Origin of the sequence: Pseudoxanthomonas sp. 22568 (assembly GCF_052044485.1) — a bacterium.
GTDB classification, from domain to species: domain Bacteria; phylum Pseudomonadota; class Gammaproteobacteria; order Xanthomonadales; family Xanthomonadaceae; genus Pseudoxanthomonas_A; species Pseudoxanthomonas_A beigongshangi.
The window spans coordinates 46073-64245 of sequence record NZ_JBQENC010000012.1; the positions used below are offsets into that span (position 1 = coordinate 46073).

18 protein-coding genes are annotated in these 18173 nt (G+C 58.6%); 9 read left to right on the forward strand and 9 right to left on the reverse strand.

Annotated elements, in window-relative coordinates:
- Nucleotides 1–70: 70 nt before the first annotated feature.
- Together ACTJI2_RS15080 and ACTJI2_RS15085 are read left to right on the forward strand one after the other, a co-directional pair.
- Nucleotides 71–1225 (forward strand): hypothetical protein, encoded by a 1155-nt coding sequence (locus ACTJI2_RS15080; protein WP_440842603.1) that lies wholly within the window; start codon nucleotides 71–73, stop codon nucleotides 1223–1225.
- Nucleotides 1226–1275: 50 nt separating this feature from the next.
- A complete protein-coding gene (locus ACTJI2_RS15085; protein WP_440842604.1) occupies nucleotides 1276–3342 on the forward strand; it encodes a peptidase domain-containing ABC transporter in 2067 nt (688 codons plus the stop codon).
- 317 nt (nucleotides 3343–3659) lie between these two features.
- Here the strand turns inward: ACTJI2_RS15085 and ACTJI2_RS15090 are convergent, their stop codons facing one another.
- Both ACTJI2_RS15090 and ACTJI2_RS15095 read right to left on the reverse strand, forming a co-directional pair.
- On the reverse strand, nucleotides 3660–3797 hold the full coding sequence (locus tag ACTJI2_RS15090) for a class IIb bacteriocin, lactobin A/cerein 7B family (RefSeq protein WP_440842605.1): 138 nt from the start codon (nucleotides 3795–3797) through the stop codon (nucleotides 3660–3662).
- Between the two features lie 14 nt (nucleotides 3798–3811).
- Nucleotides 3812–3976 carry a hypothetical protein gene (locus ACTJI2_RS15095; protein ID WP_440842606.1) on the reverse strand — a complete coding sequence of 55 codons (165 nt, stop codon included), beginning with the start codon at nucleotides 3974–3976 and terminating at the stop codon, nucleotides 3812–3814.
- A 372-nt stretch (nucleotides 3977–4348) separates the two neighbouring features.
- Here ACTJI2_RS15095 and ACTJI2_RS15100 point away from each other — a divergent pair, with 372 nt between their 5' ends.
- Complete coding sequence (locus ACTJI2_RS15100) at nucleotides 4349–4525, forward strand: hypothetical protein (protein WP_440842607.1); 177 nt, start codon at nucleotides 4349–4351, stop codon at nucleotides 4523–4525.
- A gap of 55 nt (nucleotides 4526–4580) precedes the next feature.
- Entirely contained in the window at nucleotides 4581–5015 is a 435-nt protein-coding gene (locus ACTJI2_RS15105; RefSeq protein WP_440842608.1) for a hypothetical protein, read from the forward strand.
- Nucleotides 5016–5281: 266 nt separating this feature from the next.
- Here ACTJI2_RS15105 and ACTJI2_RS15110 read toward each other — a convergent pair whose 3' ends face one another.
- A complete protein-coding gene (locus ACTJI2_RS15110; protein ID WP_440842609.1) occupies nucleotides 5282–5830 on the reverse strand; it encodes a hypothetical protein in 549 nt (182 codons plus the stop codon).
- A gap of 92 nt (nucleotides 5831–5922) precedes the next feature.
- Nucleotides 5923–6849: a hypothetical protein gene (locus tag ACTJI2_RS15115; RefSeq protein ID WP_440842610.1), complete on the reverse strand. Its 927-nt coding sequence runs from the start codon at nucleotides 6847–6849 to the stop codon at nucleotides 5923–5925.
- A 451-nt stretch (nucleotides 6850–7300) separates the two neighbouring features.
- Between ACTJI2_RS15115 and ACTJI2_RS15120 the strand changes: the two genes are divergently transcribed.
- Together ACTJI2_RS15120 and ACTJI2_RS15125 are read left to right on the forward strand one after the other, a co-directional pair.
- The gene (locus tag ACTJI2_RS15120) at nucleotides 7301–7564 is read left to right on the forward strand and encodes an XAC0095 family protein (RefSeq protein WP_249889596.1); all 264 of its coding nucleotides are present in this window, start codon (nucleotides 7301–7303) and stop codon (nucleotides 7562–7564) included.
- Nucleotides 7565–7694: 130 nt separating this feature from the next.
- A complete protein-coding gene (locus tag ACTJI2_RS15125; protein WP_440842611.1) occupies nucleotides 7695–8117 on the forward strand; it encodes a VOC family protein in 423 nt (140 codons plus the stop codon).
- Nucleotides 8118–8253: 136 nt separating this feature from the next.
- Here ACTJI2_RS15125 and ACTJI2_RS15130 read toward each other — a convergent pair whose 3' ends face one another.
- Entirely contained in the window at nucleotides 8254–9099 is an 846-nt protein-coding gene (locus ACTJI2_RS15130) for an amidohydrolase family protein (RefSeq protein ID WP_440842612.1), read from the reverse strand.
- 293 nt (nucleotides 9100–9392) lie between these two features.
- Between ACTJI2_RS15130 and ACTJI2_RS15135 the strand changes: the two genes are divergently transcribed.
- From ACTJI2_RS15135 to ACTJI2_RS15145, 3 genes are all read left to right on the forward strand, one after another.
- The gene (locus tag ACTJI2_RS15135; protein ID WP_440842613.1) at nucleotides 9393–9827 is read left to right on the forward strand and encodes a GNAT family N-acetyltransferase; all 435 of its coding nucleotides are present in this window, start codon (nucleotides 9393–9395) and stop codon (nucleotides 9825–9827) included.
- A gap of 566 nt (nucleotides 9828–10393) precedes the next feature.
- On the forward strand, nucleotides 10394–11506 hold the full coding sequence (locus ACTJI2_RS15140) for a ParB N-terminal domain-containing protein (protein ID WP_440842614.1): 1113 nt from the start codon (nucleotides 10394–10396) through the stop codon (nucleotides 11504–11506).
- A gap of 18 nt (nucleotides 11507–11524) precedes the next feature.
- Nucleotides 11525–12598, forward strand: a complete 1074-nt coding sequence (locus tag ACTJI2_RS15145) for a hypothetical protein (protein ID WP_440842615.1) — start codon at nucleotides 11525–11527, stop codon at nucleotides 12596–12598.
- A gap of 57 nt (nucleotides 12599–12655) precedes the next feature.
- On the opposite strand, the gene ACTJI2_RS15150 is transcribed toward ACTJI2_RS15145, so the two are convergent.
- The 4 genes from ACTJI2_RS15150 to ACTJI2_RS15165 all read right to left on the reverse strand — a co-directional run bounded on the left by ACTJI2_RS15150 (nucleotide 12656) and on the right by ACTJI2_RS15165 (nucleotide 17998).
- A complete protein-coding gene (locus ACTJI2_RS15150; RefSeq protein ID WP_440842616.1) occupies nucleotides 12656–13603 on the reverse strand; it encodes a DNA cytosine methyltransferase in 948 nt (315 codons plus the stop codon).
- A 126-nt stretch (nucleotides 13604–13729) separates the two neighbouring features.
- Nucleotides 13730–14596, reverse strand: coding sequence for a TSCPD domain-containing protein (locus ACTJI2_RS15155; protein ID WP_440842617.1), 867 nt, complete (start codon nucleotides 14594–14596; stop codon nucleotides 13730–13732).
- Nucleotides 14597–14714: 118 nt separating this feature from the next.
- Nucleotides 14715–15314: a hypothetical protein gene (locus ACTJI2_RS15160; RefSeq protein WP_203323422.1), complete on the reverse strand. Its 600-nt coding sequence runs from the start codon at nucleotides 15312–15314 to the stop codon at nucleotides 14715–14717.
- A 530-nt stretch (nucleotides 15315–15844) separates the two neighbouring features.
- Nucleotides 15845–17998: an adenosylcobalamin-dependent ribonucleoside-diphosphate reductase gene (locus ACTJI2_RS15165; protein WP_183644968.1), complete on the reverse strand. Its 2154-nt coding sequence runs from the start codon at nucleotides 17996–17998 to the stop codon at nucleotides 15845–15847.
- Nucleotides 17999–18173: the final 175 nt, after the last annotated feature.

Sequence of the window (18173 nt, forward strand, 5' to 3'; positions counted from 1 at the left end):
GTAAAACTCCGTTGCCCATGTATTCATGGGCAACGGAGCTCAAAAAGCATCGAAACAACAATAGCCTCGCATGAAAATACTCGCCCGCATCTTCCTGGCCTTCTTCGGATTAACGCCCCTGCTTGTCTATGCGAAAGACGCTCCGTTCATGTCTCCCGGGAAGGACGAAATCTCCTTCCTGGAAAAATGCAAGGAACTGACGTCTTCCTGCTTTTACTCTCGAATACTGCTTAAGGAAGACAACGCAACGATCCGGGTCAGCCTCAATATAATCTCGCCAGATGACATACGGCTCGTAGATGGAACCGATCGCAACTCCTTTAGCCTTCCTTATTTGTGCGATCGAACACGTGTACTTAGCATTTCAGCCGACATCTATTCTCCAACTGACAGGCAGAGTCGCCAGGCTTCCGTATCAGCAGGCGAGCCAGATACTTCTATCTGTTACCACGAAATAGACAAATCCATCACCACCTCAGCATCGCAAAAAAGAGAACTACTGGTCGTACGCCAAGTAACAGAAACATCGCCCATCTTTGATGGCGTTCTTGGAACGTTCCACATGGAAGGCGGCGCAATAAACCGACACATCATCACCGCCGCAGAGGGCTCCCCCATCTATCTAGACTCGCCAAAAATGATGGATGGCAGCATCCACCGAGGCAGAATCAATGGCTCCACCATCCTGGATGATGATCGCCGCTGGACCGAAGAAAGCAGTTACACGTTTTACTCGACCATAGAAAGCTGGTCTCAGTTCGCAAGGCACTACGAAATACACCAGAGTGCGCTACTTACCAATAGAAATCCCGTTAGAAGCAATATCACTCTTGACGAAATAGATGAAATTGCGAGAGGACTGAGAAGCCAATTCCCATACCTGGTCACTGCTGACAACTTGGGAATCCACCCCAGGAACTCTCCCGGCCAGATAACAACGCTTGGCGTCGCCGATTGCAAAGATTATGTGACGTTACTGAGAGACATGCTCGACGCACGAGGAATCCCTTCAACCACCATCATCACGAGCCTCAAGTCAACGCCACCGAGAAGCTTGGTGGTGCCTGATCCAATCTGGGCGAACCACGTCATTGTTTATATCCCCGAGTTTGATGCCTATTTCGACTTGGCGGCGGAAGAAGACTCCCTGGTCGATCAGACCTTCGCTGTCTACGGAAAGCTAGGCTTTCGGACCGACACGGGAGCCCCGGTGATCATCCGTTAGGACATGGCAATCAGTCTTTCGCTATCCGGATTCGCTCTTGTCCTGGGCACATGAAACCCATCATTCAATCCGAAGCCGCCGAGTGCGGGCTGGCCTGTCTGGCCATGATCCTGGCGCACCACGGCCGCCATATCGACCTGGCTACCCTTCGTGGCCAGAACGGCATGTCGCTGAAGGGAGCGACGCTCCAGCAACTGATTGACGTGGCGGGACGGCAAGGCCTCCTGGCGCGCCCGCTAAGGCTGGAGCTGGCAGAAATTGACCAGCTCCAATTGCCGTGCGTCCTGCACTGGGATCTCAATCATTTCGTCGTACTGACCGAGGTCAGTGGCAAGTCGCTTACGGTCATGGATCCTGCGTCAGGCCTGCGCAAGCTGGCTGTGAGCGAGGTGTCGAACCGATTCACCGGCGTCGCCCTGGAGTTGCGACCCGGGATGGACTTCAAGGAGGAAAAGCCGAAGCCGTCCGTCTCATTCCGCCAGTTGGCCGGTTCCATCGGAGGGCTCAAGCGCTCGTTGCTGCATATCCTCCTGCTCTCACTGGCGCTCCAGGTTTTTACCCTGATATCCCCGCTGCTCACCCAGGGGGTCATCGACCACGTCCTGGTCAGCGCCGATACCGACCTTCTCACCGTCCTGATCGTCGCCTTCTCATTGCTCCTTGTCTTGCAGACCGCCATTGGCCTGATGCGTACCTGGGCCGGAATCCATCTGTCGATGCACCTGGGCCTGCAATGGAACGGCAACGTGCTGGCGCACCTTCTCCGCCTTCCGGTCGAGTTCTTCGAGAAGCGCCACCTAGGTGACATCACGTCCAGGATGGGGTCAGTGGGCACCATCCAGAACATGATCACCTCCAGCGCGGTGGGAGTGGTCCTGGATGGCATCATGACGGTCACTACACTGGTGGTGATGCTGATGTACAGCCCTCGCCTGATGCTGGTCAGCGCGATTGCACTCCTGCTCTACTTTGGCGTTCGCCTGGCCACCTATCGATGGTTCCGGCAGGCCAACGAAGAGAAGCTCGTGCTTTCCGCAAGGCTTGAGACCCATCTCCTGGAGACCCTGCGAGGTGTCAGCACCATAAAACTCATGGGGCATGAGCGCCAACGCCACGCCGCCTGGATGAACCATGCGGTGGACACGCAGAACCAGGCAGTCCGTATCGCCAAGATGGACATGATCTACGAGACCACGAGCGGCCTTATCTTCGGGGTCGAGAACATCATCGTACTGGCCATCGGTGCGCACCTGGTACTTGGCAATACCTTCTCGATAGGCATGCTGGTGGCATACCTGTCCTACAAAGGACAGTTCAGCAGCCGCATCATCAGCCTCATCGACACATTCATCGGGTTCAAGCTGCTTCGGCTGCATGGCGAGCGGTTGGCGGATATCGTCCTTACCCCGCCCGAGGATATCCACAGGCAGGAAAGCCCTCCTCCCACGGACTCCTGCGTCGTGGTGGATGGCCTGTCTTTCCGCTACGCCGAAGGCGAGCCCTGGGTCATCGACAACTGCAGCTTCGTTGTCGAGCCGGGTGAATCGGTCGCCATCATCGGACCCTCCGGCTGCGGCAAGACGACCTTGGTGAAACTGATGCTAGGCCTGTTGAAACCACACTCGGGCAGCATCCGCATCGGGGGTCTGGATCTGCATCAGGTTGGTCCGCACAGTGTGCGTCCGATGATCGGCACGGTGATGCAGGATGACCAACTGTTCGCCGGGAGCGTCGCCGAAAACATCAGCTTCTTCGACCCGGACCACGATCCGGCGCGGATAGAAGCCGCGGCCCGGCTGGCGGCGGTGCACGAGGAAATTGTCGCCATGCCCATGGGTTATCACAGCCTTATCGGCGACATGGGCAGCTCGCTATCCGGTGGCCAGAAGCAACGCCTCATCCTCGCCAGGGCGCTGTACCGGAGGCCCAGGCTCCTGTTTCTCGACGAGGCTACCAGCCATCTGGACGTGACAAGAGAGCAACTGGTCAATGCAGCCATCCAGCAACTGGATCTGACCAGAATCATCGTGGCGCACAGACCCGAGACCATCAACAGCGCCGATCGGGTACTTACAATGGCGAACGGACGGATTGTTAGCGGGCACACACGATCTTGAGCGAAGTTGAAAGCGCGAACAGTTCATGCCCGCGCTCTGCTGTATTTTCTTGGACCGTCCGCTCTAGGACTCCGGGTCGCTGTTATTGGGCGTCACCCACCCATGACACTTTTGATGCCCTCGACGAACCCCAGAATAGCGACTTTGCACCTCGCATATACCCAATCCAACAGAACAAGGGCAACGAATATCCTGAACATGTTGTCCTCAAAGAGACGATTGATCCAATGCCTGAATCCACTCGTCGCATCCGGCAAGGCCATATAAGCTCTCCCACAGAATGAGGCAGCGAGCTCTTTGAACTCGCTGCCAATTGGCTACATCTCAGACTTGACACCTTCGACAAATCCCTTCGCGAAATCGGTCACGGCGTCATAGACAGCGATCCCGATCAGGATTTGGGCAATAACCCCACCTGATACCTGCTCGCACTCAAAGGCTGTTAGTTCTTTCATTGGAAACTCCTTCATCAGGCTCCCTGGGACATCGCACCCAGCATTGGGTTATCCAGAGAGTCGATATGCTGTTGCACTTTCGCCCCCATCGCAGCCAGTTTTCCCAGCACGTATCCCACATCTCCCCAGAACGCACCACCACAAACCTGTTCCAACTCCTGATGGCTCAGCTCGCGCATGATTCAATCTCCTTTGCTCGGTTACGCCTCATTTGACGAGGCATTTTGGCGGGAGCGCTACGGCCATGCCCCCGCGAAGGTAACCATGCATCCTACTCGGCGCACAGTTCAATCGGATGCAGAGTAGGAATTAGTCGAATACAAACGTGATGCGACTAGGGTTCGACATGGATAGAAGTGCTATCCGCCAACTTTCGTGACCTTTCACTGAGCTACCTTTCCAGGTACTTCTCCCCACCTTATCGCCCCACGATGCTTCCGTGAGACCGCGAACTTTGAGCGAATAGCACTCAAAGTTAGTCGACGCTTGGTCGACCGCATGACAGGCTCGGGACTCCCGGTCGAACGACCATTGAAAGGAGGAAACCGAGCATGCGTGAGCTTTCATCCAGCGAAATCGAAGCGGTAAGCGGAGGCGTACGAGCTATCCTCATCGGAGCCGTTTTGAGGGAAGCCGCCAGATTGCTCGCCAAAGCAGTCCTCTCGGAAAAGCATTCCGGTGGGGATGCTTGCGACTACTACAACAACATGCCGGCAGGCATGCAGTAATCCCTGCCCGGCGACGAAATGTCGCCGGGCTATCTTCTTGTCATCGGTGAACTCGATGCTCCTTCGCTGCCTTCTGTTGGCATGCGTGAGCTTTGCCGGCGCTTACCTGGTGGGGTCGGGATTGGATCGCGTGCTGGAGGGCCCGTATCCGCCACTCGACATGGGCCCGGATGCGTTCGCCATGGTCCTCACAATCGCGGGGATTGTCGTGTTTTCGCCGGTGGCGGAAGCGGTTCTGCTGGCATGGCTGTTCAAGAAGATATCCAGGCGCCTTGCGCCGCGCTGGTCGGCCGTGTGTGCGGGGACATTGCTGGCGGCCGCGCACAGCCTGTTCTACTGGCCCTGGGGGCTGGTGGTGTGGTTCCCCTCGCTGGTCTTTGCCATCCCGCTCTTGCGCTCATCCCGGCTATCCAGAGCAAACACGGTGGCTTCGGCGCTCATCCACATGTTTCACAACGCCATGGCTGTCGCCTGGATACTGATGGCGTGAATGAGGAACACGCAGTGAAATATGTCATCCCTTTGCTCGCCGCGCTTGCCGTATGCGCCGTCACGGCCGTCGTTGGTGCGCTGCTCGTTCAAAGCCCCCTGCTCCGTGCGCTGGTGACAGGCGTGGGTGCTCTGGTTGCGGTCTTCGTCTATCGGGTTACTTCACCCAGGTCTGGGAGGTGAAGAACCGGCGCTTACCTCGGGCGCTTTCACGACTATTGGTGGCTCACAATGAACCTCATAGATGAACAAGAACGCCGATAGATGTTAGTCCCTGGCAATCCTCCCTGGCCCAGGGCACTGTCGGAAGCGCGGTCTATCTTTGATTTTTCCGCTCTGGACTTCGGCCATGGCGGAATGGTTGTACGGGATAGCGTACGCATCGCCCTCTGGAAGCAGCACTATCTGAAGTGTCGGGCGCGGTTCGCTTCCGTAGTAAGTGTCCGTGTCTACCCCGTAGGAAGAGATATCCAGAACAAAGCATCGACGACCCCTTCCGGATTTTATCTTCAGCAGGCTATGACCCGCCTTATCCAGCTCGAACACATGCTCGTAGGTCCGGATGGTGACCGCTTCCGAGCTTCGAACGCTTATGGCTCCGTCCGTGGACTGGACCTGAATGTCCTCGCCCAGGAAATTGGTCACGACGTACCGCTCTTCCGGCGGACAACCCGTTAGCAGAAGCACGACGAAAGCCAGAAGCACTCGTGGCAGAAAGCGACGAACCTGAAAAAGGCCCGACCGTTGGGCACACAGCATCAACCGCCCGCTGGAGGCGTCGGTGTTCGGAATCGTCCTCGTGGCTTCCAGTTCCATCACCGCCCATCCCTTCGCGAGCATCCCGCCCCATATTAGCGCCCTGCGCCGTTTCCGTGAGAGCACGAACTTTTGGTACGGGCTCACGCACACTAAAAATCCGAAGCGGCACCCGGTCGCGACAACACCTTGCGCAGCGCCTCGGCGCGGCCACCTTCCGGCCAGCCCACGACCTGATCGACAAGACGTCCGTCCTTGAACACATGGAAGATCGGCGTGGCCCAGTTGTCCACCATCGGCCAGTTCCGCTTGCCGTAGGCGATGCCGAACCGGAACTCCGGATAGTCGGCGGTCAGTTGCCTGAGTACCGCGCCGTGGATGGCGCTGTCGGCCGGCATGACCCAAAGCGCGTGCCGCCCCAACAGCGCGGCAAGTACCTTGTCCCGATGTATCTCCCGGAGTGCCCGATGCGAGGGATTGCAGTAGGCGCCGGTGGTCACGATGACCTGGAACTCCGGGTCGATCGTCGGGTTGTCCAGCAGCAGGCCCTCACCATTCGCCTCCGGGCGAAACCATGCCGGTCTGTCCATATCCAGCGTCGATGCGTGCGTGATGGGCGGAATGGGGCTGACGTCGCGCAAGCCGGCGCGCGTCGCCAGGGCGCGCGCGTCATCCAGTCGTCGAGTCCTGACGTAGGCTTCATACATCTGCGCGTGTAACCCGGGCGAAGCGAGATGGCGCCGCTCCAGTTCGGTCAGCGCGCGCTCCATCAGGTCAAGATAAGCGGCGTTACCGGTATAAAACACCGCAACCTGGGATGCACGGAACAGCAGCCGCAAACCGTCTTCGGTCTCATCCACCAGTGTCTGCCACCGATCTGACTCGGTTTTCAACAGCGTCTCGTACGCTGTGGCGACCTGGCTGGAAAACAGGACGGTCCCGCTGCTGGTCTCGCCGGTTTCCATCTCATGGATATACGCATTGAAGCGCTCTACGCCCAGGGATTCTCGCGACGATTGCGCCTGCGAGTCTTCCAGGCCCGACCACGCGAGGCACATCGCCAACACCATGTTCTTCATCACGATCCCGACTCCATGCTAGCCGTGGCAAGGGCACCCGCAGGCGGACGCCCCACAACGAAGTCAACAGTTCGATATGCAAATCGTACTTGAGTTTTCCGCACATGTGCCCGGCTCCACGCAGAGATAGCAGCATCAAAGATCTCTTCGTGAGAGCATGATCTTTGAACGTAAAACGCTCAAAGTTAGTCGACACCGCACGGCACGCTCGGCAGACTCTGGCCTCAGGAGTCCAGAAAAACTCCGTACAGCGGTACCACCTCCGTCATTCCGGTGGTTTTTCTTTTGCATCATCACTGGATGACAACCGGCGACTTCGCGTCTTCGCCGGGAGGGGGCGAATACAACACCCGAAAGGGAAATCAGCCCGACCGACTGTACGCGGTTTTCTGCCTCCCGGCTCCCGGCCGTAATCCCGCGTGCCGGGTTTCCATCAAGGAAAGGAGATCCAATGAGTAATCCCCGTATGGTCTATCTGTTGGAAGAAGAGACACAGCTGAACATGATCCAGCTGCGTGACCACCTCAAGATGCTGTCCACCCTGGCCAATCCGCGCTTCCGCTCGGATGAAACCCTCTGCCTGCCGATTTCCCTGCAGGCCCTGAGCGACTGCTTCGCCTACATGGCCCAGGACGTCAGCGACATGCTGTCCGCCCTGCGCTACCACTACGGCGAACCCGAGGAAGCGGCGGAAGAAGCCGTCAGCATCGCGTAACAAAAACGCGGGCAGCCGGCGCCCGCGTTCTGTGCCTCCACGCACTAGCCCCCAAGCAAGCGCTCATGCACCGATGGACGATCTATCATCCATCGGACGTCCGGCTTTCGTCCGGAAGCTGGAGCAGCCCATGTCCATTCGCGGTATCAACCACGTGACTCTTGTCGTGCGCGACATGGACCGGACCGTTCGCCTGTTGGTCCAGGCCCTGGGCGCCCGCGAGGAATACCGGAGCCGGGAACGGGAGTATTCGAAGTATCCGGAGACGTTCCTCCGCATAGGTGATCTATGGCTGGTCGTCATGGAGGACGCGGACACCCGGCGCGCCCGGTCCTACGACCACATTGCCCTCAGTATCGACCTGGAGGCCATTCCCGAAGTCACCCGCCACCTGATTGATGCGGGAGCGGAGGTGGTGCCCTCACGCCCCCGGATAGACGCGGAAAGCGCTTCCGTCTACTTCTACGACTTCGACAATCATCTGTTTGAACTCCACGCCGGCGACATTGCGCAGAGGCTGCGCCACTACGCCGCCGCAAAGCAGGGTGCCTAGCCGCAAGCGAACGGCCGGCGCGGCCTGCTTTCATCGCGGCCCCCTCCGGTTCGGGCGTTGCCCGCCGCCGGAGGGGCGAAGAGAGAGCCTATCGCCCCTGACCCGCCTGCTACGTCCACTGCTGCCGGCCTGCGGCTCAGTTGCGCCGTTCCAGCAAGGCGCGGGCATTCTGGTAGCGCACCTTGGCCAGCTCCTGCTCGTCCAGGCCCAAACGGTTGAGCGCGTCGGCGTTCTGCTCAAGCGAGAACTGCGGATAGTCGGACCCCAGCAGGATATGGTCGATGCCGACATTGCGCATGGTCCACACGAACTCCTGCTCCACCGGTGAATCCGCCACCAGCGCCACGATGGCCGAGACGTCGAAATAGATGTTGTCGCCCAGCAGGCCCTCGGCGGTGCGCGCCGCCTTGAGCGTGTTCCAGAAGCGGAAGTTCATCCCGCCCATGTGCGCGAAGATGATCTTCGTGCCCGGCGCGTGCAGCGCCAGATTGAACATCTTCTCGCTGTCACCCGGCAGGATGTTGGCGTTGTCGATCAGCACGATGACGCCGAGTTCGCCGGCACGCTGGACCAGGGCCAGCACTCGCGGGTCATCGGCCTCGAACTTCTGGGTGTGCGGATGAATCTTGAGGATGCGGGCGCCCCGCTTGGCCACCCGCGCCAGCTCGTCCAGCGCCGCCTGGCCATCGTAGGGATGCACGGTCACCACCGCCGTCATCCGGGGATGCCTGGCCGCCAGGGCCAGGATGCCGTCGTTACCGGCGCGGATGGCCGCCGTGTCCCCGGCCAGCGCCTGGTTGGGGCCGCCAAACCACATCCCGGCGAAATCAGCCGGCCCCAGCTTCTGCGCTTTCAACTGCGCCTCGTAGGCCTGGAGCGACTTCTCGCCGTCCCAGAGGTGGACGTGCGAATCGAACAGCGTGGATTGCGCGGCGGCGGCCGGCGCGAGGGCGGCCAGGACCAACGCCAGGACGGCGCGCATGCGGTATGCCCGTGCGGCGACGGAGGTCTGAGCAGAATGACGTCGGGTGCCTCTGAACCTCATTGCGCTTCTCCAGAGTGTTTGACGCGGCAAGCACTTCATGTGGGCGACGCCACGACCGCGGATCGCCGATGGTATGGCTGCACGCGGTCGGGCTGAATAGGTCATAGGTTGGGAGCCAATCCGTCCATGGCCGGGATGACTACCGTGGGCCGGTTGGCACTGATTGACGGCCTTGCGGTGCCTGCCCAGAATCGCGACATCCCAGTCGTGTATCGCCAACACCCACGTCGATGACCCTTCATATCGAGCATGCCGTTTCGGACGAACAGATTGCCGCGACGTTCGACGTCATGCGCCAACTGCGGCCCCAGATCGAAAGAGTCAACTACGTCTCCCTCATCCGGGATCTGATGGCCAGCGACAATCTCAAGCTGCTGGCGCTTACGGACGACAATGTGGTGCGGGCCGTGGCCAGCTACCGCATCATGAACATGATCTATTGCGGTCGCCTGCTCTATATCGACGACCTCGTAACGGATGAGCGCGTCCGCTCCAAAGGCTACGGATCAAGAATCCTCGCCAAACTACGCGCCGAGGCCGAAGCCCTGGACTGCACCGAGATTCAACTGATCTCCCGAACCATCCGCGAACAGGCCCATCGCTTCTATTTCCGCGAAGGGTTTGGAATTGAGTGTTTTCAGTTCAGGATGCGGTTGAAGGAATAGGTGGATTGAGGTTCGGTCGGGGGCTGAGCGAGCCGCCTTGGCTAGTCCGCGCTTCCGCTCGGACGAAACCCCTTATCTGCCGGTTTTCATACAGGGACTGACGGCTGCTTCGCCTATATGCCCTAGGACATCAGCGAAATGACGTCCGCCCTGCGCCGTCACTACGGCGAACCCGAAGCAGACGCCGCGAACGACATGTAAAAAGAACGCGGGTAGCCAGCGCGCGCGTTCTTTTCAAAGTATTTTTTCCATCGTGCACCAATGGGACTAGCTTAGCCAACGGTCTCTAGTCCCTAGCTCTGAGATCCAAAAGGTGACAATTGCGGCGGCCCCCGCCGTCGCGCGCCCCCTCTTACTACGCAAGCTTTTAGGCGGATAACCAGTGTGGGTGTGGCAAGCGGAAGATAAGAAAAAGGGGGCGATGGTGGCCTTTTCCACCATTTCCGCAAATAGTAGTGGCGGAGTACCCCACTGCAATGGTAAACAGTGCGCCAAGGAGCAACTGTTACCGCAGGGAAAGGCGGAGTTGCGCTCCTCGTGTAGCTGCTAACTGGAGGGTGCTAACCTTGACCGCCATAAAAGAAGTACCGATCGACCAACTCTTGTTGGACCCTGACAATCCCCGACTGCCGGAGGACCTGCATGGCTCTCCCCAGAAGCAATTGATCCAGCATATTGCACGTCATGAGGCGGTCGAAGATCTCATGGAAGCCATTGGCCGAAATGGGTTCTTCCCCGGGGAGCCGCTGGTTGTCTATCGCTCTTCGAGCGATCCCAAGGGAAAACTTCGGGTCATTGAAGGTAATCGGCGCCTTACTTCCGTCAAACTCTTGCGCAACCCTGGGCTCTATCCCCAGCGGCCCTCGTTGCGCGAAATCGCGGATCGTTCGCCCTCGCAGAACATCCCTGACAAGTTACCTGTTATCGAGGTAGCTTCGCGTGATAGTGCCCTGCCTTATTTGGGTTCGCGCCATATCGTCGGCGTCAAGGCTTGGGAGCCTTTGCCAAAAGCAAGATATATGTACCAGCTTTTCATCGCCACCAGTAATAAAAAATCGCCAGCGGATAGATATCTAGAAGTTGCATCAAGAATTGGCAGCGGTAGGAGAAGCGATTATGTCCGCAAGAATCTGGATGCTTTAGCGGTTTTCAATTTAATTAAGAAGAATGGTTTCTATGGCGACAAAACAATGGACGAGCTGAGTTTCAGCTTCGGCGTTTTGTATACCGCTATTGGAGATCGCAAACCCATCGCGGGTCATACGGGCGTTATTCAATATGATGCCGATAGCGACACCATTGAGGAATATAACGACCCGATTGTTTATCCTGGCCGTCTGAGCAAATCAGGTGTTGCTGACCTTTACGATTGGTGCTTTCGTTCTGATGCCAATGGTCGGACCGTTCTTGGCGAATCCCGAAATTTACCCGAACTGGCTGCAGTCCTCAGATCCAAGACAGCAACAAAGGTGCTCAGGAATACAAGAGATCTTTCCATCGCGTACGAGCGCTCGGGGGCAATCGCGGACAACGTATTGCAATCACTTTCACGTGCATATCAAGAGCTTCGAATGGTTAGCTCCATGATTCCAACTGCAAAACCGGATAAGACCATTCGCGATATCGTGGGAGATATCGACAAGCAGCTCAGTGCAATCAAGAAGGTGCTCGGAATTTAGGCCAGGGGAGGCGCCGATATGAGTCTAGTAGAGCGACCGCAACGTGTTGCTGATGAAATTGAATGGGTCCTTCTCAAGGAACTATCAACAGAAATATCTCGTGGAGATATTGCAGTAGATTTTAGCTTCGATGGCGTTCCTGAAAGGCGGTCCGCTGATATTGAACTCGAACCGGATACCATGCTTGAACGCGCTATCGATGATTGCTTCGATCATTTGGTCTATAGAGCTGCTACATTTGCCGGAAGTTATGTATTCGACGTCAGTCGTGATGTCATCCGCAAGCCGAATGTCGCTGAAACAGATCAATCCTTAGTATATAGATTTTTACTTTCTTGCAGTCGAACAGAATTGAGCCAGGCTCTTTCTGCTTCGTTCTCTGATCTTTGTAAGTTGGCTCTACAACGTTTTCTCGGATCAAGAGCTAAAGTATGGAATGTTGATGCGGGGTCAAGTGATCGCAAGGCAATCGGCACTTCCACAGAACAAGTAGCCAGATTCTTGGAGCCGCATCTGGCAGCCAAAGTCAATGAAGACTATATTTCGCATTTACCTGACATTGGCGGAGATGGTGGCGTTGATCTAATTGCTACATTCGGATTTGAAGATGCGGCGCATGGCGCAGTTGCTCTACTTGGCCAATGTGCCTCTTCATCCGATACAAAATATTGGCGAGATAAGATTTATCAGCCGCTTAGATTCAAATCACTGTTTACGTGGACTTCCAAACCAGTGTTGGCGTCTTTTATTCCATATGTCTATCGCAGTGCCAACGGTGCGTGGCTAAATCCCATCAACGTGGGGACGTTGCTCTTCGATAGATACCGTCTTATTCGGGCGTTGAATCTTGAGCAAGAACCATTGCCCACGCCTTTCAAGGCCATGATTCTTGATGCCATGTCGGCGGCGGAGAAAAAGGCGAAAGTAAAGAAGAAGCGCAGTCAAAAAACGGTTCTGAAGAAAGGCAAGTCTGCTAAGAAAGCACCAAAGAACATCAATAAAACCGCAACCAAGGAGACTGCCCTGAAAAACGGTAGATCACTTGGCTCTCGAAATGCGAAAAAAGCACCCGCCAGAACGAAAAGCCGTTGATCTCGATCGGATTCCAAATCTTCAAACGTCCGACCACCTAGAACCAGACGCTGACGCTCACCACATATCAGGTAGCGCGGAAGCTACCGCACGAAACAATGGAGGTGGAACGGCATTGCCAACAACTCGGTACTTCAGGGACAAACCGTAAGTATCGGGGAACTTCATGTCCCGAGGAAACCCTTGGATGCAAGCGCCTTCACGAAATGAAAGACGCCTAGCAGGTGCATCAGAAGAGAACACCCACTCATCTGTACCTAATCTTGTTAGCTCTGGGCTAATCGGATGCAGCGGTACGTGCCGGCTGTGTGCGACGATAGTCTTACTGACTTCGTGCCAACCGCGACGACGATTTCGAGAAAGGTAGTACCAATGGAAAGGCTGTTGGTCGAACTCACCATCTGGCCACTCCGGGAGATGCCCAATGACATCACGCAATAACGGCGTCGCAGGCAAGGTTGGTGAAACACCATGCGGATCATGGGTAGGCGCGGGGAATTCGTACGTCAAATTTATATCTGAGCGAATTCCAACGAAAAACAGGCGTGCGCGTTCCTGACAAACGCCATACTCGGTAGCATCTAGTATCTTCGCCGTCACTTTGTAGCCAGCCAATCGGAAGCGACGAAGCTGATTCTCAAATAGATGCAGAGAATCTGCTCGACGCATACCAGCAACGTTCTCCACGATGAATGCCTTAGGCTTCATCTGCCGTAGTGCTCGGTCAAACTCTCGATATAAGAAATTGATGCTACGCCCAGGATCGCGAGCGCCGGCTTGACTGAAGCCTTGGCACGGATAGCAACCGACAAGCAAATCGGCCTTTGGAAAGGTTCGAATATCGACTACGCTTTTGAGCTGAAAGTCTGTCTCGGGATGGTTCGCCAAGTACACATCGCGTGCATAGCTCAGGATGTCGTTAGCCATGAGAACTTCAAAGCCGGCATCGATCAAGCCGGCGTCCGAGCCACCGCAACCGCTAAATAGTGAGACGACTGTGGGCATACTTGCCTCCTAGCAATAACGGCAATTATGAATCGCGTCAAAGGGGGCAGTCTACTGCGCCATCGCCAACATCTAGCACGAAAGTGATAGGAAGGTCTTGCGGATTCTTAGACCGCTCTGCTCTACTCACCCGCACTTCGAATACCCACAGTTCAAGCACGTCGCGCAGCCGTCCATGATGACGAGCGCCTTGGTGCTGCACTTGTGGCAGAGGGTGGCGGAGGGCGGGAAGCTGGCGCCGTCGCCGGTAACGGCGATGTCTTCGGAGGCGCCTGGGGTGTTGGTGGTGGTGTTTGAAGGGCCTGCGCCAGGAGCGCCCCCTTCTGCCCTGCGGGCATCTTCCCCCGCGGGAGCGGGGGAAGGGATGGGCGGGGGGGTTATTTCAGAGTTTTTTTTTGCGCGGTCTTCGTATTGCTTGCGCTTTTCGGCCAGGATGGCGCGCTGGTGGTCGCTCATTTCCGGGTCGTGGATGAGGCCGATCGACTTCATGTGTTCTTCGACGATGGCGCCCAGTTCGGCGACCAGGGACGGCATGTAGACGCCGCCGGCCTTGAAGTAGCCGCCGCGCGGGTCGAACACGGCCTTCATTTCATCGACCAGGAAGGTGACGTCGCCGCCCTTGCGGAACACGGCGGACATGATGCGGGTGAGCGCGACGATCCACTGGAAGTGCTCCATCGACTTGCTGTTGATGAAGATTTCGAAGGGGCGGCGCAGTTCGTGCTCGGTGCCGGCGTTGAGCACGATGTCGTTGATGGTCACGTACATGGCGTGTTCCACCAGCGGCGACTTGATCTTGTAGGTGCTGCCGACCAGCACTTCCGGGCGCTCGATGCGCTCGTGCATGTGGATGATGTCGGCCTTGGGCAGTTCGGCTTCGGCCTTGGCGCGGGTGATCGACTCGGCCTGCACCGGGGGCGCCGCTTCGCGCGCCTTGTCTTCCGGGGTGAGGACGCTGTAACCCTTGATTTTCTTGTCGATCTTGACGGCCATGGCGGGAAATCCTGTTGTGTCGTTGTGCGAGGTGATGAGGGGACCGCCTTCCGGGCGGTGGTGCCCTTAAAGCCTGTCCCCTCTCCCGGTCAGGGAGAGGGGAAGGCGGTGTTGCGGGTTACTTCCTGGCCGCCTTTTTGGCGGCTTTCTTCACGGTCTTTCTCGGGGCTGCTTTGCGGACGGCTTTCTTGGCCGCCTTCTTGGGTGCTGCTTTCTTCGGTGCTGCCTTCTTGGCCGTGGCTTTCTTCACGGCTTTCTTCACCGCCTTGCGGGCGGTCGTCGCCTTCTTGGCGACCTTGCGCTTGGCCGTGGCCACGTCACGCTTCACCGTGCCCTTGGCCTTGGCGACATCCTTCTTGGCGGTGCGGCGCGCGGCCGATACCTTCTTGGCCGCCTTCTTCTTGGCGCCCGTGGCCTTGCGCTTGAGCGCGGCGGCTTCCTTCTTGGCGTTGGCGCTGGCGGCGGCCAGTTTCTTCTTGGCCTTGTCGACGGTCTTCTTCACCGCCTTGCTGGCCTTGCTGGTGCGCTTGGCGACGGCCTTCTTGGCCTTGGCGAGGTCGGCCTTGACGGTCTTTTCCGCCTTCTTGGCGGCCTTCTTCGCCTTGGCGACGGTGGCGCTGGCGGAGGAGGCGACCGCGCCGCCGATTTCCATCGCCTTTTCCTTCACAGTCTCGGCGGCGTCGGAGAGCGTCGCCGTGACACCATTACCGTTGCTCATGTGCCCTCCTGTGGGCGTTCTGTCGGATTACGTCGCCGATGCTATACCCAGCTTCGCGGTTTTGCAGCGGGGCTGGGGGTTGTGGGTTTTTGCCTTGTTGGCGGATGGTTGAAAAGCAAGAGCAACTCGCTGCGCTCGCCCCCCTCACCTGCCCTTCGGGCATCCTCTCCCGCAAGCGGGAGAGGGAACTTTCGGGTTGTTTCCTGGGCAAGAGCAACTCGCTGCGCTCGCCCCCCTCACCTGCCCTTCGGGCATCCTCTCCCGCGGGCGGGAGAGGGGACTTTCGGGTTGTTTCCTGGGCAAGAGCAACTCGCTGCTCGCCCTCACCTGCCCTTTGGGCATCCTCTCCCGCAAGCGGGAGAGGGAACTTTCGGGTTGTTTCCTGGGGAAGAGCAGCTCGCTGCGCTCGCCCCCCTCACCTGCCCTTCGGGCATCCTCTCCCGCAAGCGGGAGAGGGGACTTCGTTCGGTTGCCACTTGGACGGTGGTTCTTTCGGGTTGGCGCGGCTGCGGGGCAGCGCGCGTCGGCCGTCAGAACTTGCCGTAGTAGCCTTCCTTGAGCGCGTCGAACAGGTTGGCGGCGGTGTGCATTTCGCCGTCGTATTCGATCTGCTCGTTGCCCTTGACCTCCACCACGCTGCCGTCGTCCAGTTCGAAGCGGTAGGTGGTGTTTTCCAGGTCCGCTTCCTTGACCAGCACGCCCTGGAAGGCGGCGGGGTTGAAGCGGAACGTGGTGCAGCCCTTCAGGCCCTGCTGGTGGGCGTAGCGGTAGATGTCCTTGAACTCCTCGTAGGGGTAGTCCGTGGGGACGTTGGCGGTCTTGGAGATGGAGCTGTCCACCCACTTCTGCGCGGCGGCCTGCACGTCCACGTGTTCCTTGGGCGAGATGTCGTCGGCGGCGATGAAGTATTCCGGCAGCTTGGCGTCGGCTTCGTCGCTAAACGGCATGGCCTTGGGGTTGACCAGTTCGCGGTAGGCCAGCAGCTCGTAGGAGTAGACGTCCACCTTTTCCTTGGACTTCTTGCCTTCGCGGATCACGTTGCGGCTGTAGTGGTGCGCGAACGAGGGCTCGATGCCGTTGGAGGCGTTGTTGGCCAGCGACAGGCTGATGGTGCCGGTGGGGGCGATGGAGCTGTGGTGGGTGAAGCGGCTGCCCACCTCGGCCATTTCATCGACCAGATCCGGCGCGACCGAAGCCACGCGCTGCATGTAGCGGCTGTACTTGGCGTGCAGGACCTTGCCGGGGATTTCCTGGCCGACCTTCCAGCCGTCCTTCGCCATTTCCGGACGCTTGCGCAGCATCTCGGCGGTGACGGTGAACAGCTCTTCCATGATCGGGGCGGCGCCCTTTTCCTTCGCCAGCGCCAGGCCCATTTCCCAGCCGGCCACGGCCATTTCGCGGGCGATGGACTCGGTGAACTCGCACGATTCCGGGCTGCCGTACTTGTGCTTGAGCATGGTCAGGGTGGAGCCCAGGCCCAGGAAGCCCATGCCGTGGCGGCGCTTGCGCAGGATCTCGGCGCGCTGCTGTTCCAGCGGCAGGCCGTTCACTTCCACCACGTTGTCGAGCATGCGGGTGAACACGCGCACGACTTCCTTGTATTCCTCCCAGTCGAAACGGGCCTGGTCGGTGAAGGGATCGCGCACGAACTTGGTCAGGTTGACCGAGCCCAGCAGGCAGGCGCCGTAGGGCGGCAGCGGCTGTTCGCCGCACGGGTTGGTGGCGCGGATGGTCTCGCACCACCAGTTGTTGTTCATCTCGTTGACGCGGTCGATCAGGATGAAGCCCGGCTCGGCGTAGTCGTACGTCGAGACCATGATCATGTCCCACAGGTGGCGGGCGCGGATGTGGCCGTAGATCTTGCAGGCGACCAGGCCGTCGTCGCGGACCACGTAGTTCTTGTGGGTCGGCCAGTCGCGCCAGACCACCTGGTTGGCGTCTTCCAGGTCCAGGTCGCCTTTTTCCTTGATGTTGACCGGGAACACCAGCGGCCAGTCGCCGTCGTTGTTGACCGCGTCCATGAAGCCGTCGGTGATCAGCAGCGACAGGTTGAACTGGCGCAGGCGGCCGTCTTCGCGCTTGGCGCGGATGAAGTCCTTCACGTCCGGGTGGGAGACGTCGAAGGTGCCCATCTGGGCGCCGCGACGGCCGCCGGCCGAGGACACGGTGAAGCACATCTTGTCGTAGATATCCATGAAGGACATCGGACCGGAGGTGTAGGCGCCGGCGCCGGCCACGAACGCGCCGCGCGGGCGCAGGGTGGAGAACTCGTAGCCGATGCCGCAGCCGGCCTTCAGGGTCAGGCCGGCTTCGTGGACCTTGTCCAGGATGCCGTCCATCGAGTCCTCGATGGTGCCGGAGACGGTGCAGTTGATGGTGCTGGTGGCCGGCTTGTGCTGCTGGGCGCCGGCGTTGGAGGTGATGCGGCCGGCGGGAATGGCCCCGCGGCGCAGCGCCCACACGAAACGCTCGTACCAGTAGGCGCGCTTCTCGTTGGTGGTTTCGGCATCGGCCAGGGCACGGGCCACGCGCTGGTAGGTACCGTCGATGTCGGCGTCCAGGGCTTCGCCCTGCTTGGTCTTCAGCCGGTACTTCTTGTCCCAGATGTCCTGGGACGCCGGCTGCATGGGGATCTCGGTCCCGGTTGCCGCTGTCTTGACCGCCTCGAGGCGCACCGTGCTCATGTTGTGTCGTTCTCCTTGGTTCCTGAACCGGGTTCTTTTCTAATTGTGTGTTACCGCAGCGTGCCCGGACGACGGGGACGACCGGCCCGCGCGCAGCGCTCCATCATGCGCGGCGCAGGTTGCCGGAGTGTGTTGGCGGGATTGCGGGAAACGTGCTCACGTAGGCTCACGCTAG

Excerpts from the sequence above, each read along its gene's own strand:
- ACTJI2_RS15080 (WP_440842603.1), top strand. The coding sequence starts at position 71 with ATGAAAATACTCGCCCGCATCTTCCTGGCCTTCTTCGGATTAACGCCC.
- ACTJI2_RS15085 (WP_440842604.1), top strand. The coding sequence starts at position 1,276 with ATGAAACCCATCATTCAATCCGAAGCCGCCGAGTGCGGGCTGGCCTGT.
- ACTJI2_RS15090 (WP_440842605.1), bottom strand. The coding sequence starts at position 3,797 with ATGAAAGAACTAACAGCCTTTGAGTGCGAGCAGGTATCAGGTGGGGTT.
- ACTJI2_RS15095 (WP_440842606.1), bottom strand. The coding sequence starts at position 3,976 with ATGCGCGAGCTGAGCCATCAGGAGTTGGAACAGGTTTGTGGTGGTGCG.
- ACTJI2_RS15100 (WP_440842607.1), top strand. The coding sequence starts at position 4,349 with ATGCGTGAGCTTTCATCCAGCGAAATCGAAGCGGTAAGCGGAGGCGTA.
- ACTJI2_RS15105 (WP_440842608.1), top strand. The coding sequence starts at position 4,581 with ATGCTCCTTCGCTGCCTTCTGTTGGCATGCGTGAGCTTTGCCGGCGCT.
- ACTJI2_RS15110 (WP_440842609.1), bottom strand. The coding sequence starts at position 5,830 with ATGGAACTGGAAGCCACGAGGACGATTCCGAACACCGACGCCTCCAGC.
- ACTJI2_RS15115 (WP_440842610.1), bottom strand. The coding sequence starts at position 6,849 with ATGAAGAACATGGTGTTGGCGATGTGCCTCGCGTGGTCGGGCCTGGAA.
- ACTJI2_RS15120 (WP_249889596.1), top strand. The coding sequence starts at position 7,301 with ATGAGTAATCCCCGTATGGTCTATCTGTTGGAAGAAGAGACACAGCTG.
- ACTJI2_RS15125 (WP_440842611.1), top strand. The coding sequence starts at position 7,695 with ATGTCCATTCGCGGTATCAACCACGTGACTCTTGTCGTGCGCGACATG.
- ACTJI2_RS15130 (WP_440842612.1), bottom strand. The coding sequence starts at position 9,099 with ATGCGCGCCGTCCTGGCGTTGGTCCTGGCCGCCCTCGCGCCGGCCGCC.
- ACTJI2_RS15135 (WP_440842613.1), top strand. The coding sequence starts at position 9,393 with ATGACCCTTCATATCGAGCATGCCGTTTCGGACGAACAGATTGCCGCG.
- ACTJI2_RS15145 (WP_440842615.1), top strand. The coding sequence starts at position 11,525 with ATGAGTCTAGTAGAGCGACCGCAACGTGTTGCTGATGAAATTGAATGG.
- ACTJI2_RS15150 (WP_440842616.1), bottom strand. The coding sequence starts at position 13,603 with ATGCCCACAGTCGTCTCACTATTTAGCGGTTGCGGTGGCTCGGACGCC.
- ACTJI2_RS15155 (WP_440842617.1), bottom strand. The coding sequence starts at position 14,596 with ATGGCCGTCAAGATCGACAAGAAAATCAAGGGTTACAGCGTCCTCACC.
- ACTJI2_RS15160 (WP_203323422.1), bottom strand. The coding sequence starts at position 15,314 with ATGAGCAACGGTAATGGTGTCACGGCGACGCTCTCCGACGCCGCCGAG.
- ACTJI2_RS15165 (WP_183644968.1), bottom strand. The coding sequence starts at position 17,998 with ATGAGCACGGTGCGCCTCGAGGCGGTCAAGACAGCGGCAACCGGGACC.